This window comes from Rhodanobacter sp. C05, from assembly GCF_002001165.1.
GTDB lineage: Bacteria > Pseudomonadota > Gammaproteobacteria > Xanthomonadales > Rhodanobacteraceae > Rhodanobacter.
The window spans coordinates 440,342-459,248 of the sequence record NZ_MUNQ01000006.1; the positions used below are offsets into that span (position 1 = coordinate 440,342).

An 18,907-nucleotide genomic window follows, 5' to 3' on the forward strand; every position below is an offset into this window, starting at 1 on the left:
GTGGGCAAGCTTCTTGCGCTGTTCAAATCCCGTCTGTTCATCACCCTCATCGGCTTGCTGCTGCTGTCGCTGCTGATCTGGTTCGGTGGCCCCTATCTCGGCTTCGGCGAGTCGCAACCGCTGGCCAGCCCGGTCGCACGCCTCCTGCTGATCATCGTGATCGTGGTGATCTGGGCCGTGTGGCTGCAGATCCAGCAAATGCGAGTGCGTGGCAAGACCAAGCAGATGGCCAGCGAGCTCAGCGAGCAGGGTGCGCCGGCAGCCGGGGGTGAGCGCGACGAACGTTCCGCCAACGAACGCGCCCAGCTGCAGGGCCGCTTCCAGGAAGCGGTTGAAACCCTGCGCAAGAACCGCAGCGGCGGCACCAATCTCTATGCCCTGCCGTGGTATGTGGTGATTGGGCCGCCAGGTTCGGGCAAGAGCACGTTGCTGCAGAATTCCGGCCTCAATTTTCCGTTGTCGAACAAGTTCGGCAAGGAAGCGATCCGCGGCGTCGGCGGCACCCGCAACTGCGACTGGTGGTTCACTGACGAGGCGGTGTTCCTCGATACCGCCGGTCGTTACACCACACAGGATTCCGACCGAGGCGCCGATGCTTCAGCCTGGGAGGAATTCCTCAACCTGCTGCGCAAATACCGCAAGCGCCGGCCGATCAACGGCGTGATCGTCGCGATGAGCCTGTCCGACCTGCTCACGCTAGACACCGCAGGCCGCCAGCAGCACATCCTGGCGATTCGCCAGCGACTGGATGAACTGGCCAAGTATCTGCGCATCGGCGTGCCTGCCTATCTGGTGTTCACCAAGTGCGATCTGGTCGCCGGCTTCACCGAGTTCTTCGACGATCTCAATCCTGAGTTGCGCAGCCAGGTCTGGGGCGTTTCCTATCCGGTCGACAAGACCATGGATGGCACCGCTGCGAAGCAGTTCCTCGACGAGTTCAACCTGCTGCTGGACCGGCTCAATACGCGCATCCTCGATCGCCTGCATGGCGAACGCGACCCCACCCGGCGTGCGGCGATCCTGTCGTTCCCGCAGCAGCTCGGTGCGCTGCGCGACATCACCCGGCAGTTCGTCGAGGGCGTATTCACGGGTCACCAGTACGACGCGCCACTGCTGTTGCGCGGCACCTATTTCACCTCGGGCACGCAGGAAGGCACGCCGATCGATCGCATGATGGGCGCGGTTGCGCGTACCTTCGGTCTGGACGCTTCGCGCCTGCACGTGCCCGGTGCGCAGAGCCGCACGTTCTTCGTCGAGCGCCTGCTCAAGGACGTGCTGTTCAAGGAATCGGGTTTTGCCGGTACCAACCCGAAGCTGGAGCATCAGAAGATCCTGATCCAGGCGGCGTCCTACATTGGCGTGCTGCTGGTCTGCGCACTGCTGATCTTCGGGCTGGCCAGCAGCTTCCGCCGCAACGGCAGTTACCTGACCGAGGTACAGACGGCGCTGCAGAAATATCCGGCACAAAGCGACATGTCGCTGGCGCCAACCCAGCAGGCGTATTTCGCCTTGGTGCTGCAACGACTGGAGGCTCTGTCCGCTGCGGTGGATGTTGCGGATGAGCACAAGGGCGATGTGCCACTGTCGATGCGCTTCGGCCTGTACCAGGGCAATGCCGTCGGCGACGAGGTGCGCGATGCGTACTACCGCGAGCTCAACGGCATCCTGTTGCCGGGCGTGGCTTCGCAGTTCCGCGCCGGTCTGGCGGCGAACGCCACCGACCCGCAGATGCTGTACTACTACCTGAAGGGCTATCTGATGCTGGGCGAGCCGCAGCATCTGGATCACGACGAGATCGTGGCCTTGTCCAGCATCGAATGGCACCGGCTGTTCCCGGACGATCCGGTGCTGCAGAAAGCACTGACCAAGCACTTCGATGCACTGGTATCGCATGAAGGCCGGCTGCGTCCGCTGAGCCTGGACAACACCCTGGTGGAGCAGGCGCGCAATACGCTGCGTACGGCGGACTTGCCGACCCTGATCTACGGCAACATCAAGCTGACCGCAGACAGCAATGCGTTCCCGCCATTGCGGCTGGACAAGGAGCTGGGTCTGCTCGGCAATGTGTATCGGCGCAAGAGTGGTGCAGCGCTGTCCGATCCGCTGCCGGCGATGTTCACTCAGCCAGCCTTCAAGAACGAGGTCGACAAGGGCATCGATCAGGCCGTGACGCAGTTTGCCGCGGACGACTGGGTGTTTGGTGCCACCAAGATCGATTCGCTGCAGAAAGCGCATCTGGCCCAGCAGGTGCTGGCCTTGTACGAGCAGGATTACATCAAGGCCTGGGATGCCATTCTGGCCGATCTGGAGCTGCAGCCGATCAACAACATCCAGGATGCCAGCTCGATCGCGGCCAAGCTTGCCGGCGCCAATTCGCCGTTGAAGCTGCTGCTGAAGGTGGTGCGTGACAACACCAATGACCTGATGCGTGCACCGCCGGCGGATGCCGAGGACAAGGCGCTCGCCACTGCCAAACAGGCGGCGCAGGCCAAGGCCACGCAGAGCGCGCTGGCACGTGCACTGGCCTCGGCTGGAGGTGCCGGCGCCGCCAACACTGCCAGCGCAGCGACGGAGCAGCCTGGGGCCGTGATCAGCGACCATTTCGCAGAGATCAACAAGCTCACCGACGGACCACCGGGCGCAGCACCGATCGACCAGACGCTGAACACGCTTGATCAGCTCAGCAAGACCCTGCTGACCATGGGCGATTTCAGCAATGCCGCCGGCCAGGCGAATCCGCAGCTGCTGATGGCGCAGCAGGCGGCCGCGCAGCTGCCGCCGCCGGCATCGGGCTGGTTTGCCGCACTCACCGGCAAGAGCCAGGCCCTGGTCGCCAGTGGCACCAAGGGTGCACTGGATGACCAGTACCAGCAGATGGTTGCCAAGGACTGCGCCGATTTCACCCGCGGTCGTTATCCATTCACGCCAGGCAGCAACAACGATATCCCGTTGCAGAATTTCGGCGAGATGTTTGGCTATGGCGGTCGTTTCGACGGCTTCTATACGCAGACGGTGGGCAAGCTGATCGATGCCAGCGGCCGCAACTGGCAATGGAAGACCGGGCCCGGCGCAGTCAGTGGGTCGGCCGGCATGCTGGCGCAGTTGCAGGGTGCCGATCGCATCAAGCAGATGTTCTTCCGCAGCGGCAATGTGCCCGAGGTCGACTTCACCTTGCTGACGCCGGTACTCGATGCCGGCATCGGCAAGCTGGTCATCAACGTCGACGGCCAGAAGTACGAATACCAGCCGGGTGGGCCGACCAATATCACGATGAAGTGGCCTGGGCCGACACCTGGCAGCGTCTCGATTTCGGCCTACGATCCTGCGGGCACGCTGCTGACGACCTTCGATTATCACGGTGACTGGGCATTCTTCCGGGCGTTGCAGGCGGCCAATCTGCAGAAAGTGTCCGATCTGAGTTTTCTGGCCAGCTTCAACTTCGGTGGCCATGTCGCGAAGGTGACGATCCAGGCCAACAACCTCAAGAATCCCTTCCTGAGCAGCGCCCTGCAAAGCTTCCGGTGCGGGGGATAAGCGCATGCCGAATCCCGTCGCAGGCTTCTTTGGAAAGCTGCCCAGCGCCGGGGATTTCGTGCAGCGGCGGTTGTCGCCGGGTTTTGTCGACGTTTGGGATCAGCATTTCGAGAATGCGGTAGCGGCCAGTCGCGACGCGCTTGGCGGCGACTGGCATGAGGCTTATCACGCCAGTCCGGTCTGGCGTTTCCTGCTGACACCGGGCGCATGCGGAGACTCCGCGTGGCTTGGCGTCATGGGACCAGGCACGGACCGCGTCGGTCGCTGCTTTCCGATGGTCATTGCCAAGCCATTGGCGGCGGATCTGGAAGCCTGCCGGCAGACCTTGCTGGACGACGGTGGCTGGTGCGATGCCGCCGAGCGGCTGCACAACATGGCGCAGGACGATGCTGCGCTCAGTGTGGACGCTTTCGATGAGCAGGTGGCCGCACTGACAGGTTCGCAGGATGTCATGTCGCCCAGTCGTGGCCTGGATTTTCTGCGCGGTGTGGACTGGAATGCGGCGGGCCATTGGCGCTTGCCGTTACCGACCGAGCCTGCCTTGGGCTCATTCCTGAGCGAACTGTGGACGCGACTCGGCACAGCTCCTGGCCGTTGGTGCCTGTGGTGGACGACAGGTGCCGGGCGAGTACCTGCCAGCGTGCTGGTTACCAACGGGCTTCCGCAGCCTGCAGCTTATGCAGGGTTTCTCGATGCCGGTCACAGTGCGGCCGCGTGGCAATCGCTGGGTGTGTTCGAACAGGCCACCCTGTTCCATCACGTCGCGCCCGAAGCCATGGCTGCTGCCGCAACAGTCACGGCAGAACCGGTGCCGCCAACGGCATGGCTGCCGGATGATCTGGAACTGCTCGCCGATCCGGGCACAGCCACCACGCCCGTCTTGGCTGCTGCTGCGCCGGTCGCTGTTGCGACCGATGTCGCGCTGGAAGCGTCTGCGCAGGATGCTTCTCATGCCGTCGTCGTGCTGCGCCGACAGGACTTCGCGTTGACCCTGGTAGCAGCCGAGGTCGGTCATCGGGATCCCCGGCAGCAGGCGGTTGCCGCCGTGGGTGCGATTGGCCGCGAGCTGATCGAAGCCGATCTGGCGGCAGGCATGCAGACACTGTGTACGCGGATCATGGCGCTGAACCCGCGATTGCGGCAGGCCGGCGAGGATCTGATCGATCCGGTGATGGAGGATTGCGCCGTGATCGCCGCGCACGTGGCTTCCGGTCAGGTGGGTCTGCTACGCATCGGCACGGCGGCGGCCTGGCACTGGCGGCAGGGACGGCTGCAGCCGATCTTTGCCGAGGGTGAGGCACCACCCGTTGCTGCTGATGCGGGTGTTGCCGATGATTTCGAGGATCTGCTGTTCAATCGCGCGTCGTTGACGGTACCAGGTCTCGGTGCGATCGAGCAGCCGAGCTGTGGCGAAGTTTCCTGTGCGATTACGGCGGGCGATCGCCTGTTGCTGGCAGCTGCTCCGACGCTGGTGCAGTTGCCGGCGGAAGTCCTGGTTCACAGTCTTGCGATGCCGTCGTGCGACGACGCGCGCCTGCATCTTGCCACCGCTGCGGGTCTTGGCGCAGATCCTGCGCAATGGCCACTGGCGATCATCGAGATTGACGCATGACGACTCGATACGTATCCGCTGGTCGCACGGTGACCGGAAAGGTGCGCGGCCACAACGAAGACGCCATCCTGGTCCGCGACGACGCCGGTTTGTGGGTGGTGGCCGATGGTCTCGGCGGTCATTCGGCCGGCGACTACGCCAGCACGATGATCGTCGAGCGTCTCGGTGCGTTGCCGCGCACAGGCAGTGTGTTCGACTTCATCGAATCGATCGAGGACACCCTGGTCCAGATCAATGCCGAACTGCTGCAGACGGCGGCGACTCGCGGTGTCGACCTGATCGGCTCGACGGTGGTGATCATGGTCTACGACCCGGACTTCATCCTGTGCGGCTGGGTCGGCGACAGTCGTGCGTACAGCTTCGAGGGTGGGCGCCTGCAGCAGATCACGCGCGATCACGTGCATGGTGGTGAAGAGGATGATGTCACCCATTTTGGTACCACGCCGACCCAGCAGCAGGCTGGGTCCGGTGTGCTGACGCGGGCGATCGGCGCCGAGGATCAGCTGTTCGTGGACTGGGTGTTGGCCGGCAATCGTCCCGACACGGCGTTCGTGCTCTGCTCCGACGGCATCAACAAGGAAATGTCCGATGTCGAGATTGATGACCAGTGTCGCCGTAAACAGCAACCGCAGGATCTCATCGACAGCCTGTTCGAACTCGCTCTCAGCCGTGCCGGTCGCGACAACATTTCGGCGGTCGTAGTGCGCCTCCAAGAATGAAAAAAGTCTCCCACTCATGAATTCCATTGCCGAACTGGTTGCCGCCTACCGCGCCGACAAGCTCAAACTTCCTGCTGTCTTCGAGGCACTGGCTGTACGTGGCGTGCTGCCCGAAGCCGACTATCAGGCCGAGGTGGCGTGGCTGGAGCGGCAACGAGCCGAAGGTACGCTCGACCCGTTGATCATCAAGGCGCTGCTGGCCAAGCTTGCGCTGGTGCAGACGTCGCCGGCGAGCGCGGCGGCGGACGCCGACGCCACCGTCGTCAAGCCTGCAACACAGCGGCCGGTCGTGCCACCAACGGGGCCCGGCGATGCCGATGCCACGGTGGTCCAGCCGACTTCCCGGCCTGTGCCACCCGTGTCGCCACCGCGGCCCTCACCGCCAGCGCCCGTCACGGACGAAGCCACCGTCGTCAAGCCGGCGTCACGCCCTCCGTCGCCACCGTCACCACCCGCTGGCGACGAAGTCACGATGGTCAAACCCACCTCGGGCACGCCACGCCAGCCCACCGGTGATCCTACGGTAGGCACCGGCACACAGCGTAGCGCTACCGGTACCCAGGGCATGACGGGCACCAGCTCGAGTCTCAGCAGTTCAAGCTCGAGCTGGCAGAACATCGCCGATGCGGAAGAGGGAGACTTCGTCGCGGTCGGTTCACTGCTCAAGGGGCGTTTCTATCTCGAGAAGGAAATCGGCCGCGGCGGCATGGGCGTGGTTTACATGGCGCGCGACGAGCGCAAGGTCGAGGCGCGTGACCGCGACCCGTATGTAGCGATCAAGGTGCTGAATGACGAATTCCGCCGTCATCCCGATTCGCTGATCTCGTTGCAGCGCGAATCACGGCGATCGCAGCAGCTCGCACACGACAACATCGTGCGCGTGTTCGACTTCGACAAGGATCGCACCATCGTCTTCATGACGATGGAATACATCGATGGTTCCGATCTCAAGCAGCTGATCCGTGAAAAGGCCTTCAACGGCATGCCGCTGGCCGAGGCCAGGCCACTGATCGAAGGCATGGCGCGGGCGCTCACCCGCGCGCACACCGCCGGTGTGGTGCATTCCGACTTCAAGCCGGGCAACGTCATGGTCACCCGCGACGGTGTGCCGAAGGTATTCGACTTCGGCATCGCCCGTGCCGGCAAGCACATGGGCGACGCGGTGGGTGAGCAGACCGTGTTCGACGCCGGCACGCTGGGCGCGCTGACTCCGGCTTATGCCAGTCTGGAAATGATCCAGGGCAAGGAGCCGGCACCGAGCGACGATGTGTATGCACTGGGCTGCGTCACGTTCGAACTGCTGACCGGCAAGCACCCGTACGACAAGCACAGCGCCGAAGTGGCGATGAAGGAAGGGCGCAAGCCGCCGCCGGTGAAGGGCCTGACCAAGCACCAGTACAAGGTGCTGTGCGCGAGCGTGGCCTTCACCAGCGAGCATCGCCTGAAGAGCGCGAACGAACTGATCGAAGGCTTGCGTGAAGTCGGCTTCGGCGAGCGGGCCAGGCCTTACCTCATCTACGGCCTGCCATCCATCCTCGTGCTGGCTGGTGGTGTGTGGGGCTGGATCGTCTACCAGCAGAAGCATCACGTCACCGAGGTGATCGCCCGGTTCACGATGACCCGGCCGGATCATTACGCCGACGAGAACCAGGCGCTGCAGGCCTTGAACAGCCTGGGTGAAGACGACCGCAAGCGGATCGTGGTGGATCAGGGCGATCTGATCCAGACCTATCTGCTGGGTCGCATCGACACCTACTGGAACCCGGACAAGGATCGCTACGATTACGTCAAGGCGCAGCAGGTGTTCAAGCTGCGCGACGATCTCAAACTGTATTCGCCGACGCTGGACATCCGGCGCAGTGCGGTGGACAAGCAGAAGAACGATTTGCTCAACACGCTGGATACCCAGCTCAGCCAGCAAATCGAAGCCGGCGCGATCTTCGAGAATCAGCCGAACAACGTCGTCAAGACCTTGAGCCACATTCGCGCGATCGATCCGACCAGCGCCTTGCTCAAGAACGCCGAGCTCGAGTTGAAGTACGACACGGCCATCGGCAAGTCGCTCGATGCCGGCCATGTCGACGAGGCTGCCGGGGAACTCAAGCTGGCCAGCAGCCTGTTCCCGGAATCCGCCCGCCTGAAGCAGCGTACTGCCCAGCTCAACGAGCTCGGCAAGGCATTGGCAGCACAACAGCAGCAGGAGCAGCAGGCGAAGCAGCAGCAGCAGCAGCGCGAGCAGAGCCTGCAGACGCTGACCGGTCTGCTCGATCACGCGAACAACGCCGACGACTGGCGTACCCAGGTGGCGGCGACTTATCGCGATGCGGCCAAGCAGCTCGGCGATGACCCACGGCTTGCAGCACAGGCGACCCGATTGAAACAGCTGCTGGCAGCGCAGGCGACCGAGAAGCAGACCGCGGGTGATCTTGCCGGCGCGATCAGCATTGCCGGATTCGGCATCGACCTGTTCCCCGGCGATGCGTCACTTTCCGCGACGCGCCAGACCTTGCTGGATCAACAGAACCAACTGGCGCAGAAGGCAGCCAGCGAAGCGCAGCGCAACGCTTTGGCCAAGAGCCGCGTTACCGACTTGCTGGCCAGTCCGCAGGGCACGGTGGTCTGGCTGCAGGACGTCAAGAGTGCATTGGGTAGCGCCCGTACCCAGATCGGCGAGACCGCGCCGGACTATGTCCAGTTGCGCGGCAGTGTCGATGCCAGCCTGATCAAGCTGGCGCGCGATCGCATGGCCGCGAGCGATTTCGACACCGCGCAGAACGTGATCCAGGCTGGCCAGCAGATGGATCCGAGCGAGGCCGGCTACGCGAAGGCGCTGACAGACATCGCGACGGCGCGCAGCTCAGTGCTGAAACAGACCCAGCAAGCCCAGGCGCAGGCGATCGCGCAGGCGCGTACCACGCTGACCGGTCTCGCCGCGAAGCCGCTGCTTACACCGGATTGGCAGCAATCGGTGGCCGTCGCGATGGGCAAGCTGCAGGGTGACAATTCGCCCGAGACCCAGCGTGCCGTTGCCGCATTGGGCACAGCTGTCGCCGGTGCGGCCGCGCAGCTTGCTGATCCGCAGCATCTGCCGCAGGCGAGACTCGCCGTGGATTTCGGCCTCAAGTACGTGCCGAAGTCACCTGAGTTGCTTGCACAAGGCAGCAAGCTCGATGCGCTGCAGGCGCAGTTGCAGACACAGGCGGCGCAGGAAAGTGCCGATGCCGAAGTAAAGTCGCGCATCGAATCGATGCGCAGTGCGGCGGCGGCGGACGATGTCGGCAAGGCCTCCCAATCGCTGGATCGGATCAAGGTCCTGCAGCCGGACAACCCGTTCCTCAAGACCGAAGGTCCGAAGCTGCTGGCCGATGCCTATCTGGGACTTGCCAAGGATACGTTCCAGAAAAGCCGCTACCAGAAAGCTGCCGACGTCCTCGGGCAGGGTCTCAAGACCCTCACTGGCAACGCAGACCTGCGTGCGGCGAAGGCACGCTACGATCTGGTCGCCGCGATCATGGCAGCCGGCAAGCAGCCGTTGACCAGCGCCACTGAATTTGCGCAGCTGAAGAAGCAGCTGGACGACGCCCGTCGGACCGACCCCACGGCCTTGGCGGGTCTCGAGGCGGACATGAAGATACGTGGCCAGCTGACCGCAAAATCGCTGGCCGATCAGCTCGACAAGCTCAAGCCCACCGGTGCCGTGCCAGTGCCGGTGGCTCAGCCCGGAACACCACCGACTACGGCTCCCGTCACTGAAGGGCAGCCACAGCCGGGTGTCGCACCCGGCAAGCCGGTGGCTCCCGGCAAACCCGGTGCGGCACCTGGCACCAGGCCGGTTGCAAATGTCGGTGGCGCGACGCCAGCGGCTGCCAACGGGACGGATCCCTGCGACAAGCCGGAGCTGGTCGGCACCGGCAAATTCTGTTCCGACAAATCCGCCACGGCACGCGGGCCGTTGCTGGTGGTGGTGCCAGGCGTTGGCGGCGGCAAGTCGTATGCCATGTCGCGTGCGGAAATTTCCATCAGCGAGTTCAACCAGTTCTGTCGCGCCACCGGCAAATGCGCCGCGTTCTCGGTGGACGACCCGGATCTGGCCAACGCGCCGGTCAGTCGCATCAGTCTCGATCAGGCCCAGGCCTATGCGCGCTGGCTGAGTGACATCAGCGGTTATACCTATCGCCTGCCCAGCGATGCCGAATGGGTGCATGCGGCCAAGGCTGGCGGCAGCTGGAAGCAGGCCGATGACAGCAACTGCATCCCGCCATCGGCGAATGGCAGCGACAACAATGGTGCGGCCGTGTCACCCAAGGGGCGCTCGCGCAATCCGTGGGGCCTGGTCAATCTGACCGGCAACGTATGGGAATGGGTAGTCAGCGGCGGCAGTGTCATGGTGCGCGGCGGCAGCTACAACAGCTACTGGTCGGACTGCAGCGTCGATACACACCGCGCGGACAGTGGTTCGTCTCAGAAAGATGTAGGTTTCCGGATACTCAGGGAGCTGAAATGACTGAACGGGAACAGGCAGTCAATCGTGATCTGCGTGCCCTGGACGAGGCGCATCGACTCGGCCGGATCACGCGTGCCGACTATCGCGCACGCCGCCGCCGCGTACTGCAATCGTTGCATGACAGCAGCAACGTCGTTACCGCGCGCAAGGTGCTGGTGCAACCGGATGCGCTGACGGCGCCGCGTGCACGGCACCGCCAGATGCCATCAGGCGAGGCGTCGAGCGGATCCGGCAGTGCTCTGACGAACCTGCTGTCGATGCGTCCGGCGATTGCCTGGAAACCATTGCTCGCACTCACCGCGGGAGTCGTCATGCTGATCCTGTTGACCTGGTGGCTGCTGCGTGGAGAGTGAAAATAACTGTCATCGCAGCTTCATTGATTTCGCGAACAATTGCGAAACACGCTGATGATTTCATGCGATTGCCCGTTGATGCATGGCAGTGTTGTTTGTAGCTGGCGGATCTTGCGGCGATAGCGGTGCAAGCCATCGCTCTTACTGATTGGTGGGCCGGTATTTGATGTGATGCAGCTGAATAATCTGCTCGAAAAGTCTGCCGCGACGGACGGTTTGAGTGAGCGTTTTCCTGCTGTGCTGTAGGTGTTTTCCTGGCAGAAAATGGTTGTCCTTTTGAACGCGTAAAGGTGTATCCTGCCGCTGGTAACAAGCCAGTGCAGGCAGCAATTGTCTGAGTTTCATAGGCTTGGAATTTCGCAGCCGGCGCGACCTTAGATGTTCCCGGGGCGCGTCGCCAATGGATGATGGTGCGGGCCGGGGGAAAATATCGTGCGAACTGTTTGCCTCGCAGCAGCGTTGGCTTCTGCATTGACTGGCGGAGTTGTCTGGGCGCAAGACACCAGCAGCTCTACATCTGCTCAAGTACCCAACAGACCGGTTTCCAGTGCCGGAAATCCTTCTGCGACAGCCACGTCGCCACCGCAGGCGTCAACTGGCGTGGTGCCGCCGGTCAAGGATCGCGATACCGGCAACAGCGCCTCGCAGAAGATCGAGGTGCATGGCTTTCGCGTCATCGGCGTAGCCAATCACGCAGGCCTTGGCGTCACACCGGCGACCATCCAGACGCTGGCCGATGCGCAATACCAGCAGCTCGCCAAAAACGGCATACCGGTGGAATTGACCTTCGCCCAGATGCAGGGCGTGGCCGACAAGATCACCGAACGCTATCGGGCGGCCGGTTTCATTGTCTCCAGTGCGTTTCTGCCGGCGCAGACCATCGGTCCCGACCGGGTCATCCAGATCCAGGTACTCGAGGGCCAGATCGGCAAGGTCATCGTCAAGGGCAACAAGCGCTATCGCTCCAGCGTGATTGCCGCACCTGCGGAGAAACTCAGGGGCAAGCCGCTGCTGAAGAGCGATGTCGACACGGCGCTGCTGTATGCACGCGACCTGCCTGGTGTCACGGTCTCATCGACCTTCCAGCCAGGCGCGAATACCGGCGACACCGATCTGGTGATGATCGCCAACGAAGCGAAGCGGCCCTACCAGATCACCCTGGGCGCCAGCAATTACGGCACCGATCTCACCGGTCAGTATCGCGCCGATGCCGGTCTGGAGTGGGACAACCCGTTGGGCATTGGTGACACCTTCAATGCCAACCTTGAATACGCGCTGGACCCGAACAACAACGTGTATGGGTCACTGAGCTATCGCGCACCCGCACCGATTGCTCCCGGGCTCACCGCCGTCGTAGGGGCCTCGCGCAGCGAGTTGCAGGTCAACACCGGTACCTTCGCCGCCCTGAACGTCAAGGGACCCACGTCCCAGTACTACGGCGGCTTCGACTGGAAGTTCATCAACGACGACGACCTGAAAATGCAGGGCACCCTGCACTTCATCGAGGAAGAGTCGAAACTCAGCAGTCTCGGCACCAGCCTGTCGGACGAGAAGTTCGCCGTGGCCGATCTGGGCTGGGGCATGATGCGTACCGATCGCCGCTTTCACGGCGTCGATATCCTGCAGGTGGACGTGCGCAAGGCCATCAACGACGACTCAGCCGAGCCGGATCTGGTCAGCCCGCAGCACGACAGCAATTTCACCGTGGCCAAGGTGTCGTACACACGGCTGCAGTTTCTGACCCAGTCGCAGCGACTCAATTTCAAGTTTGTCGGCCAGTACACCAGCGATGCGCTGGTGCCGCTTGAGCAATTCGTGCTCGGCGGCCCGGACAGCACGCGCGCCTATCCCATCGCCGATGCTCTGCGCGATCGCGGCTACTACACCTCGCTGGAGTACCACGTCGACGCGCCAGGATTCGGCAACGTCGTCTCGCCGTTCTACGGCCGACCCTGGCGTGAGCTGCTCGAGTTCGAGACCTTCGTTGATTATTCCAAGGGTTTTTCGGCAGGCGCCAACCGGATCACGACTCCAGCCTCGGCCACCCTCAGCGGTGCCGGTGCTGGTCTGATCTTCCGTCTGCCACGCTTCAACCACTTCGAGTTCCACCTGGACGGTTCGAAGGCTCTCAGCTCCCGGAACGCCTCGGATGGCAAGGGCTACCACATCTACGCTCGATTCAGCTTCACGTTTTGACGGGTGATGACCATGAGCAAGAGCACCAACACTTCTCGGCGCGAGTCGCGCCTTTCCGCACGCGCGAATGCGGCTTCCGTACGCCATGCGACCTTGCCTTTGCGCAGGACATGGCCGATCAGCCTGTGCATTGGCCTGGCTGTCGGTTCGATCATCTTCAGCGGCGATGCGTTGGCTGGCGGCCCCACCGGGGGCGTTGTGGTCGGCGGCTCCGGCTCGATCACCCAAAGCGGCAATGCAACGGTGATCAACCAGTACTCGAACCGGCTTGCGCTGAACTGGGACACGTTCAACCTCACCGCCAACGAATCGGTGCTGTTCAACCAGCCCTCGCGTTCGGCAGTGGCGCTGAATCGCATCCTCGACCAGAACCCCAGCCAGATCTTCGGCCGCATCAATTCGAACGGCCAGATCTTCCTGATCAACACGCACGGCATCATCTTCGGCGCCACCGCACAGCTGAACGTCGGCGGCCTGATGGCGAGCACGCTCGATCTCACGCCAACCAACTTTCTTGCCGGCAACTACACCCTCAATGCGGTGGGTGGCGGCGCAGGCATCGTCAACTATGGCCTGTTGCAGGCGGCCAGTGGCGGCTCGATCAGCCTGATCGGTGGCAGTGTCACCAACAATGGGGTGATCGTCGCCAACTACGGCAGCATCAACCTCGATGGTGCCGATCAGGCCGTGCTCGACTTCGACGGCAACGGCCTCATCAACATCCAGCTTACCGGCGAGCTCAAGCAGCGCCTTGAAGCCGACCAGGCTGCCGTGACCAACAACGGTACCTTGAGTGCCACCAGCGGCACCGTGGTGCTGCAGGCTGCAGCGGCCAAGGACCTGTTCACCAACCTGGTCAACAATACCGGTGTCATCAATGCAAGCGGCATCAATACCGATGGTGGTGTGGTGCGGCTGATCGGCAGCGGCGGCAACACCATCGATAGCGGAAACATCAGCGTCACCGGCGTGCGTGGCGGCAGCGTGCAGCTGCTGTCCGACCAGGACGTCGGCGTCATGGGCGGCGTCATCAATGCCTCGGGCACCGATGGCGGCGGCAGCATCCGTGTCGGTGGTGGCTGGCAGGGTGGTGAAGGCCTGCAGACGGCGGCAGCAACCTATGTCGGACCGGATGCCACGCTCAAGGCCGATGCCACGCAATTGGGCAATGGCGGTTCCGTGGTGGTCTGGGGCAACGATGTCAACAACTTCTACGGCAACATCAGTGCGCGTGGCGGTGCCAGCAGCGGCAACGGTGGCCGGGTCGAGACGTCATCGCACTATGGCCTCGACGCGCAGGGCCAGGTGGATGCATCGGCAGCACATGGTTATGCAGGTACCTGGCTGCTTGACCCTTACGACGTAACCATCAGCAATGCTGCTGACAACAACGTCAATGTCACCGGCGGCGGCGACATTTTTACCGCCAGCGGCAATACCTCGAACATCAAGGCCAGCGAGCTCAGCAGCGCACTGACCGGTGGTACCAATGTATTCGTCTTCACCAACAACACTCAAGCGGGCAATGGCACGCAGAACGGCGATATCACGCTCAACAACTCGATAACGGCCAGCGGAGCCGGCTCGTTGTACCTGGAGGCCGCGGGCAGCATTTTCCTGAACAACAACATCACTGGTGCCAGCACGGCCAATCCGCTCAACGTATATCTGTGGGCGAATTATGGCGGTACCGCTGCGGGGACCACCTATAGCAGCAATGCGACATGCGCTTCCTCCACGGCGTGCGCGGTGGTCATCGGCAATACCGGCAACGCCACGATCAATACCCGTGGCGGCAATGTGGATATCGAGACCACTGGTGCGGTGCAGATCGGCAACGGCACGCATACGGGTGCCATCAACACAGGTGGCGGTACGTTAAGCATCGGCAACCTGGTGGCTGCCGCATCCATCGCGGAAGGTACCGCTGGTACGCTGACCGTCGGTGGCGCCAGCAGCTTCAATGCGGGCACGAATGCGATCACGCTGGGCGATACCACGAATGCGTTAACCGGTGCAGTCAGCCTGACGGGTGGCAACGTGAGCCTGACGAACAACCGGGCCACCGTGCTGGGTGCCAGCACGGTAAGCGGTACGCTGGCTGTAAGCAGCAAGGGTGCGTTGACCCAGACCGGTGCGTTGACCGTGACGGGTGCGGCGACGTTCACCCAGAACAGCACGACAGCGGGTACCACGCAGGACATCAACCTGGGTACCCAGGCGAATGACTTCAAAGCGGGCGTGACCTTTGCGGCGGGCGCCGGTGCGGCGATCAACAACCTGTCGCTGAAGAACACGGACGCGACGCCGGGCACGCTGACGTTGCCGGCCAGCGTGGCGGGCAATCTGACCTTGAACTACACCAACGCCGCGTTGACGGTGCCGGTGGTGGGTGTGGGCGGTACGCTGAATGTGACCGCGGCCGACGGCATCACGATCAACGGCAACGTGACCACGGGCCTCGGACAGACCTACAACAGCGCCGTGACGCTGGGCGCGGATGCGACGCTGGCAACCACCAATAGTGCGATTGATTTTGTCTCGACGGTGGACGGTGCGTACAACCTGACGCTGAACACCGGTACCGGTAACACCAATTTTAATGGCGTGGTGGGCGGCACGACGGCACTGACTAGTCTGAGCACAGGTGTTACGACGCTGGGCGGTAACGTCAGCACCACAGGTGCGCAGACCTACAACGGTGCAGTGACGCTGGATGCGGATGCGACGCTGGCGAGTACCGGCAGTGGCGCGATCGACTTTGCCTCGACGGTGAACGGTGCGCACAACCTGACCGTGAACACCAGTGGTGTGACCACAATTAGTGGCGTGGTCGGCGGCACGACGGCATTGATCAGCCTGACCACGGATGCGGGCGGCAGCACGATGCTGGGCGGCAACGTCAGCACCACGGGTGCGCAGACCTACAACAATGCAGTGATCCTGGGCGCGGATGTGACGCTGGCGAGCACCGGCAATGGCGCGATCGACTTCGTCTCGACGCTGGACGGTGCGCAGGCACTGACGGTTAACACCGGAGGCCTGACCACGTTTGGCGGCGTGGTCGGCGGTACGACGGCCTTGACCAGCCTGACCACGGATGCGGCGGGCACGACCACGCTGGATGGCAATGTCAGCACGACGGGCGCGCAGACCTACAACGATGCCGTGACCCTGGGTGGTGATGCGACGCTGGCAAGCAGCGGCGGTGGTGCGATCGACTTTGGTTCGACGGTCAACGGCGCGCACAACCTGACGGTGGACACCAGTGGTGCGACCACGTTCGGTGGTGTGGTGGGCGGCACGGCCGCGCTGGCCAGCCTGACCACGGATGCCCCTGGCAGCACGACGCTGGGTGGCAATGTGACCACCACGGGTGCGCAGACCTACAACGACGCGGTACTGCTGGGCGGCAATGTCACGCTGGCGACGACCAACAGCGATGTGACGTTCGGTGGCACGCTCGACAACGCCACGGCGACGAAGCGGAGCCTGACGGTCAATGCCGGCACCGGCGGAGTGACCTTCACCGGTGCCGCAGGTGGTGGTGCGAATGGCGCACTGCTGGGTCTGACTACCCACAGCGGCGCGTTCAGCGCAAATGCGCTGACCATCGGCAGCGGTGGGCTGTCGGTCACCACCACGGCCGGAGGCATTACGCAAGGCGGCGCGTTCACGGTAGCGGGCACGTCGAGCTTCAATGCGGGCGCGAATGCGGTCACGCTGACCAATGCCGGTAACGCGTTCACCGGTGCGGTGAGCTTGACCGGTGGCAATGTGAGTTTGACGAACAACCAGGCGACCGTGCTGGGCACCAGCACGGTAAGTGGCACGCTGGATGTAGGCAGCAACGGTGCGCTGACCCAGACGGGTGCGTTGACGGTGACGGGTGCGGCGACGTTCACCCAGAACAGCACGACAGCGGGTACCACGCAGGACATCAACCTGGGTACCCAGGCGAATGACTTCAAAGCGGGCGTGACCTTTGCGGCGGGCGCCGGTGCGGCGATCAACAACCTGTCGCTGAAGAACACGGACGCGACGCCGGGCACACTGACGTTTCCGGCCAGCGTGGCGGGCAATCTGACCTTGAACTACACCAACGCCGCGTTGACGGTGCCGGTGGTGGGTGTGGGCGGTACGCTGAATGTGACCGCGGCCGACGGCATCACGATCAACGGCAACGTGACCACGGGCCTCGGACAGACCTACAACAGCGCCGTGACGCTGGGCGCGGATGCGACGCTGGCGAGCACCGGCAATGGCGCGATCGATTTTGTCTCGACGGTGGACGGTGCACATAACCTGGTGGTGAACACAGGCGGCCTGACCACGTTTGGTGGTGCAGTCGGCGGCACGACGGCACTGACCAGTCTGGACACGGATGCAGCGGGCAGCACGACGCTGGATGGCAATGTCAGCACCAGTGGTTTCCAGATCTACAACGATGCTGTCACCCTCGGTGGCGATGTGACCCTTTCCAGCACCGGCAGTGCCGTCATTTTCGAATCGACGGTGGATGGTGCGCATGCCTTGACGGTCAACACGCCGTCGGACGGAGTTGCCTTTGAAGGCAACGTCGGCGGCACGACGGCACTGACCAGTCTCACCCTGGGTGCGGGCGGCATTACTGAACTCTTTGGCAACGTGACGACGAGTGGTGCGCAGACCTACGGCAATGCCGTCACCTTGTTCGGTACTTCGCCGCAGACGTTGACCGGCAGCGCGATTGATTTTGTCTCGACGCTGGATGGTGCACAGGCGCTGACGGTGAACGCGTCAGGTGCAACCACCTTTGGTGGTGCGGTCGGCGGCACGACAGCCTTGACCAGCCTGACCACGGATGCGGCGGGCACAACGACGCTGGATGGCAATGTCAGCACGACGGGCGCGCAGACCTACAACGATGCCGTGACCCTGGGTGGTGATGCGACGCTGGCGAGCAGCGGCGGTGGTGCGATCGACTTCGGTTCGACGGTCAACGGCGCGCACAACCTGACAGTGGACACCAGTGGTGCGACCACGTTTGGTGGAGTGGTGGGCGGCACGGCCGCGCTGGCCAGCCTGACCACGGACGCCCCTGGCAGCACGACGCTGGGTGGCAATGTGACCACCACGGGTGCGCAGACCTACAACGACGCGGTGACCTTGGGCGGTGATACGACGCTGACCAGCACGGGTAGCGGCGCGATCGATCTCGCCTCGACGGTCAATGGTGCGCACAAGCTGAGCATAAGCACGGGCGGCGCGGCTACCTTGGGTGGTGCGGTCGGTGGCACGACGGCGCTGACCAGCCTGACGACGAACAGCGGTTCGTTCAGCGCGAATGCGCTGACCATCAATGGCCCGTTGTCGGTGACGACCACGGCCGGAGGCATCACGCAGAGCGGTGTATTCACGGTGTCGGGCACGTCGAGCTTCAATGCGGGCGCGAACGCGATCACATTGACTAGCCTCAATGCCTTCGGTGGTACGGTGAATCTGACGGGCGGAACGACGCAGATCACGGATGCCGGTGCGCTGACACTGGGTACGGTGAACACGGGTGCGCTGACGGCGATCAGCACGGGTGCGCTGAACCTGGGTAGCGGCACGATTGCAGGCAACCTGCAGGCGACGAGCAACAACGGAGCGATCAGCCAGGGCGGTGCGTTGTCGGTGAGCGGCACGAGCCTCATCAATGCGGGAACCGGCGCGATCACGCTGGCGAACGGCGGCAACAACTTCAGCGGCGCGGTGAGCCTGACGGGCGGAACGACGCAGATCACGGATGCCGGTGCGCTGACACTGGGTACGGTGAACACGGGTGCGCTGACGGCGATCAGCACGGGTGCGCTGAACCTGGGTAGCGGCACGATTGCAGGCAACCTGCAGGCGACGAGCAACAACGGAGCGATCAGCCAGGGCGGTGCGTTGTCGGTGAGCGGCACGAGCCTCATCAATGCGGGAACCGGCGCGATCACGCTGGCGAACGGCGGCAGTTTATACC

Annotated in this window: 7 protein-coding genes; all 7 read left to right on the top strand. The window is 63.3% G+C overall.

Going from position 1 to position 18,907, the window contains the following annotated elements; translation table 11 throughout:
- Entirely contained in the window at positions 1 to 3,534 is a 3,534-nt protein-coding gene (tssM, locus tag B0E51_RS04525; RefSeq protein WP_077443628.1) for a type VI secretion system membrane subunit TssM, read from the top strand.
- 4 nt (positions 3,535 to 3,538) lie between these two features.
- Complete coding sequence (tagF, locus tag B0E51_RS04530) at positions 3,539 to 5,146, top strand: type VI secretion system-associated protein TagF (protein ID WP_077443629.1); 1,608 nt, start codon at positions 3,539 to 3,541, stop codon at positions 5,144 to 5,146.
- Positions 5,143 to 5,865: a PP2C family serine/threonine-protein phosphatase gene (locus B0E51_RS04535; protein ID WP_077443630.1), complete on the top strand. Its 723-nt coding sequence runs from the start codon at positions 5,143 to 5,145 to the stop codon at positions 5,863 to 5,865. Before tagF ends, B0E51_RS04535 begins: the two co-directional genes overlap by 4 nt.
- A gap of 16 nt (positions 5,866 to 5,881) precedes the next feature.
- Positions 5,882 to 10,369 carry a protein kinase gene (locus B0E51_RS04540; RefSeq protein WP_077443631.1) on the top strand — a complete coding sequence of 1,496 codons (4,488 nt, stop codon included), beginning with the start codon at positions 5,882 to 5,884 and terminating at the stop codon, positions 10,367 to 10,369.
- On the top strand, positions 10,366 to 10,722 hold the full coding sequence (locus tag B0E51_RS04545; RefSeq protein WP_077443632.1) for a hypothetical protein: 357 nt from the start codon (positions 10,366 to 10,368) through the stop codon (positions 10,720 to 10,722). The genes B0E51_RS04540 and B0E51_RS04545 overlap by 4 nt, the downstream gene beginning before the upstream one ends.
- Before the next feature lie 600 nt (positions 10,723 to 11,322).
- On the top strand, positions 11,323 to 12,918 hold the full coding sequence (locus tag B0E51_RS04550; protein ID WP_254424406.1) for a ShlB/FhaC/HecB family hemolysin secretion/activation protein: 1,596 nt from the start codon (positions 11,323 to 11,325) through the stop codon (positions 12,916 to 12,918).
- Positions 12,919 to 12,930: 12 nt separating this feature from the next.
- A partial coding sequence (locus B0E51_RS04555; protein WP_168172571.1) for a filamentous hemagglutinin N-terminal domain-containing protein occupies positions 12,931 to 18,907 on the top strand: 5,977 nt, incomplete at its 3' end.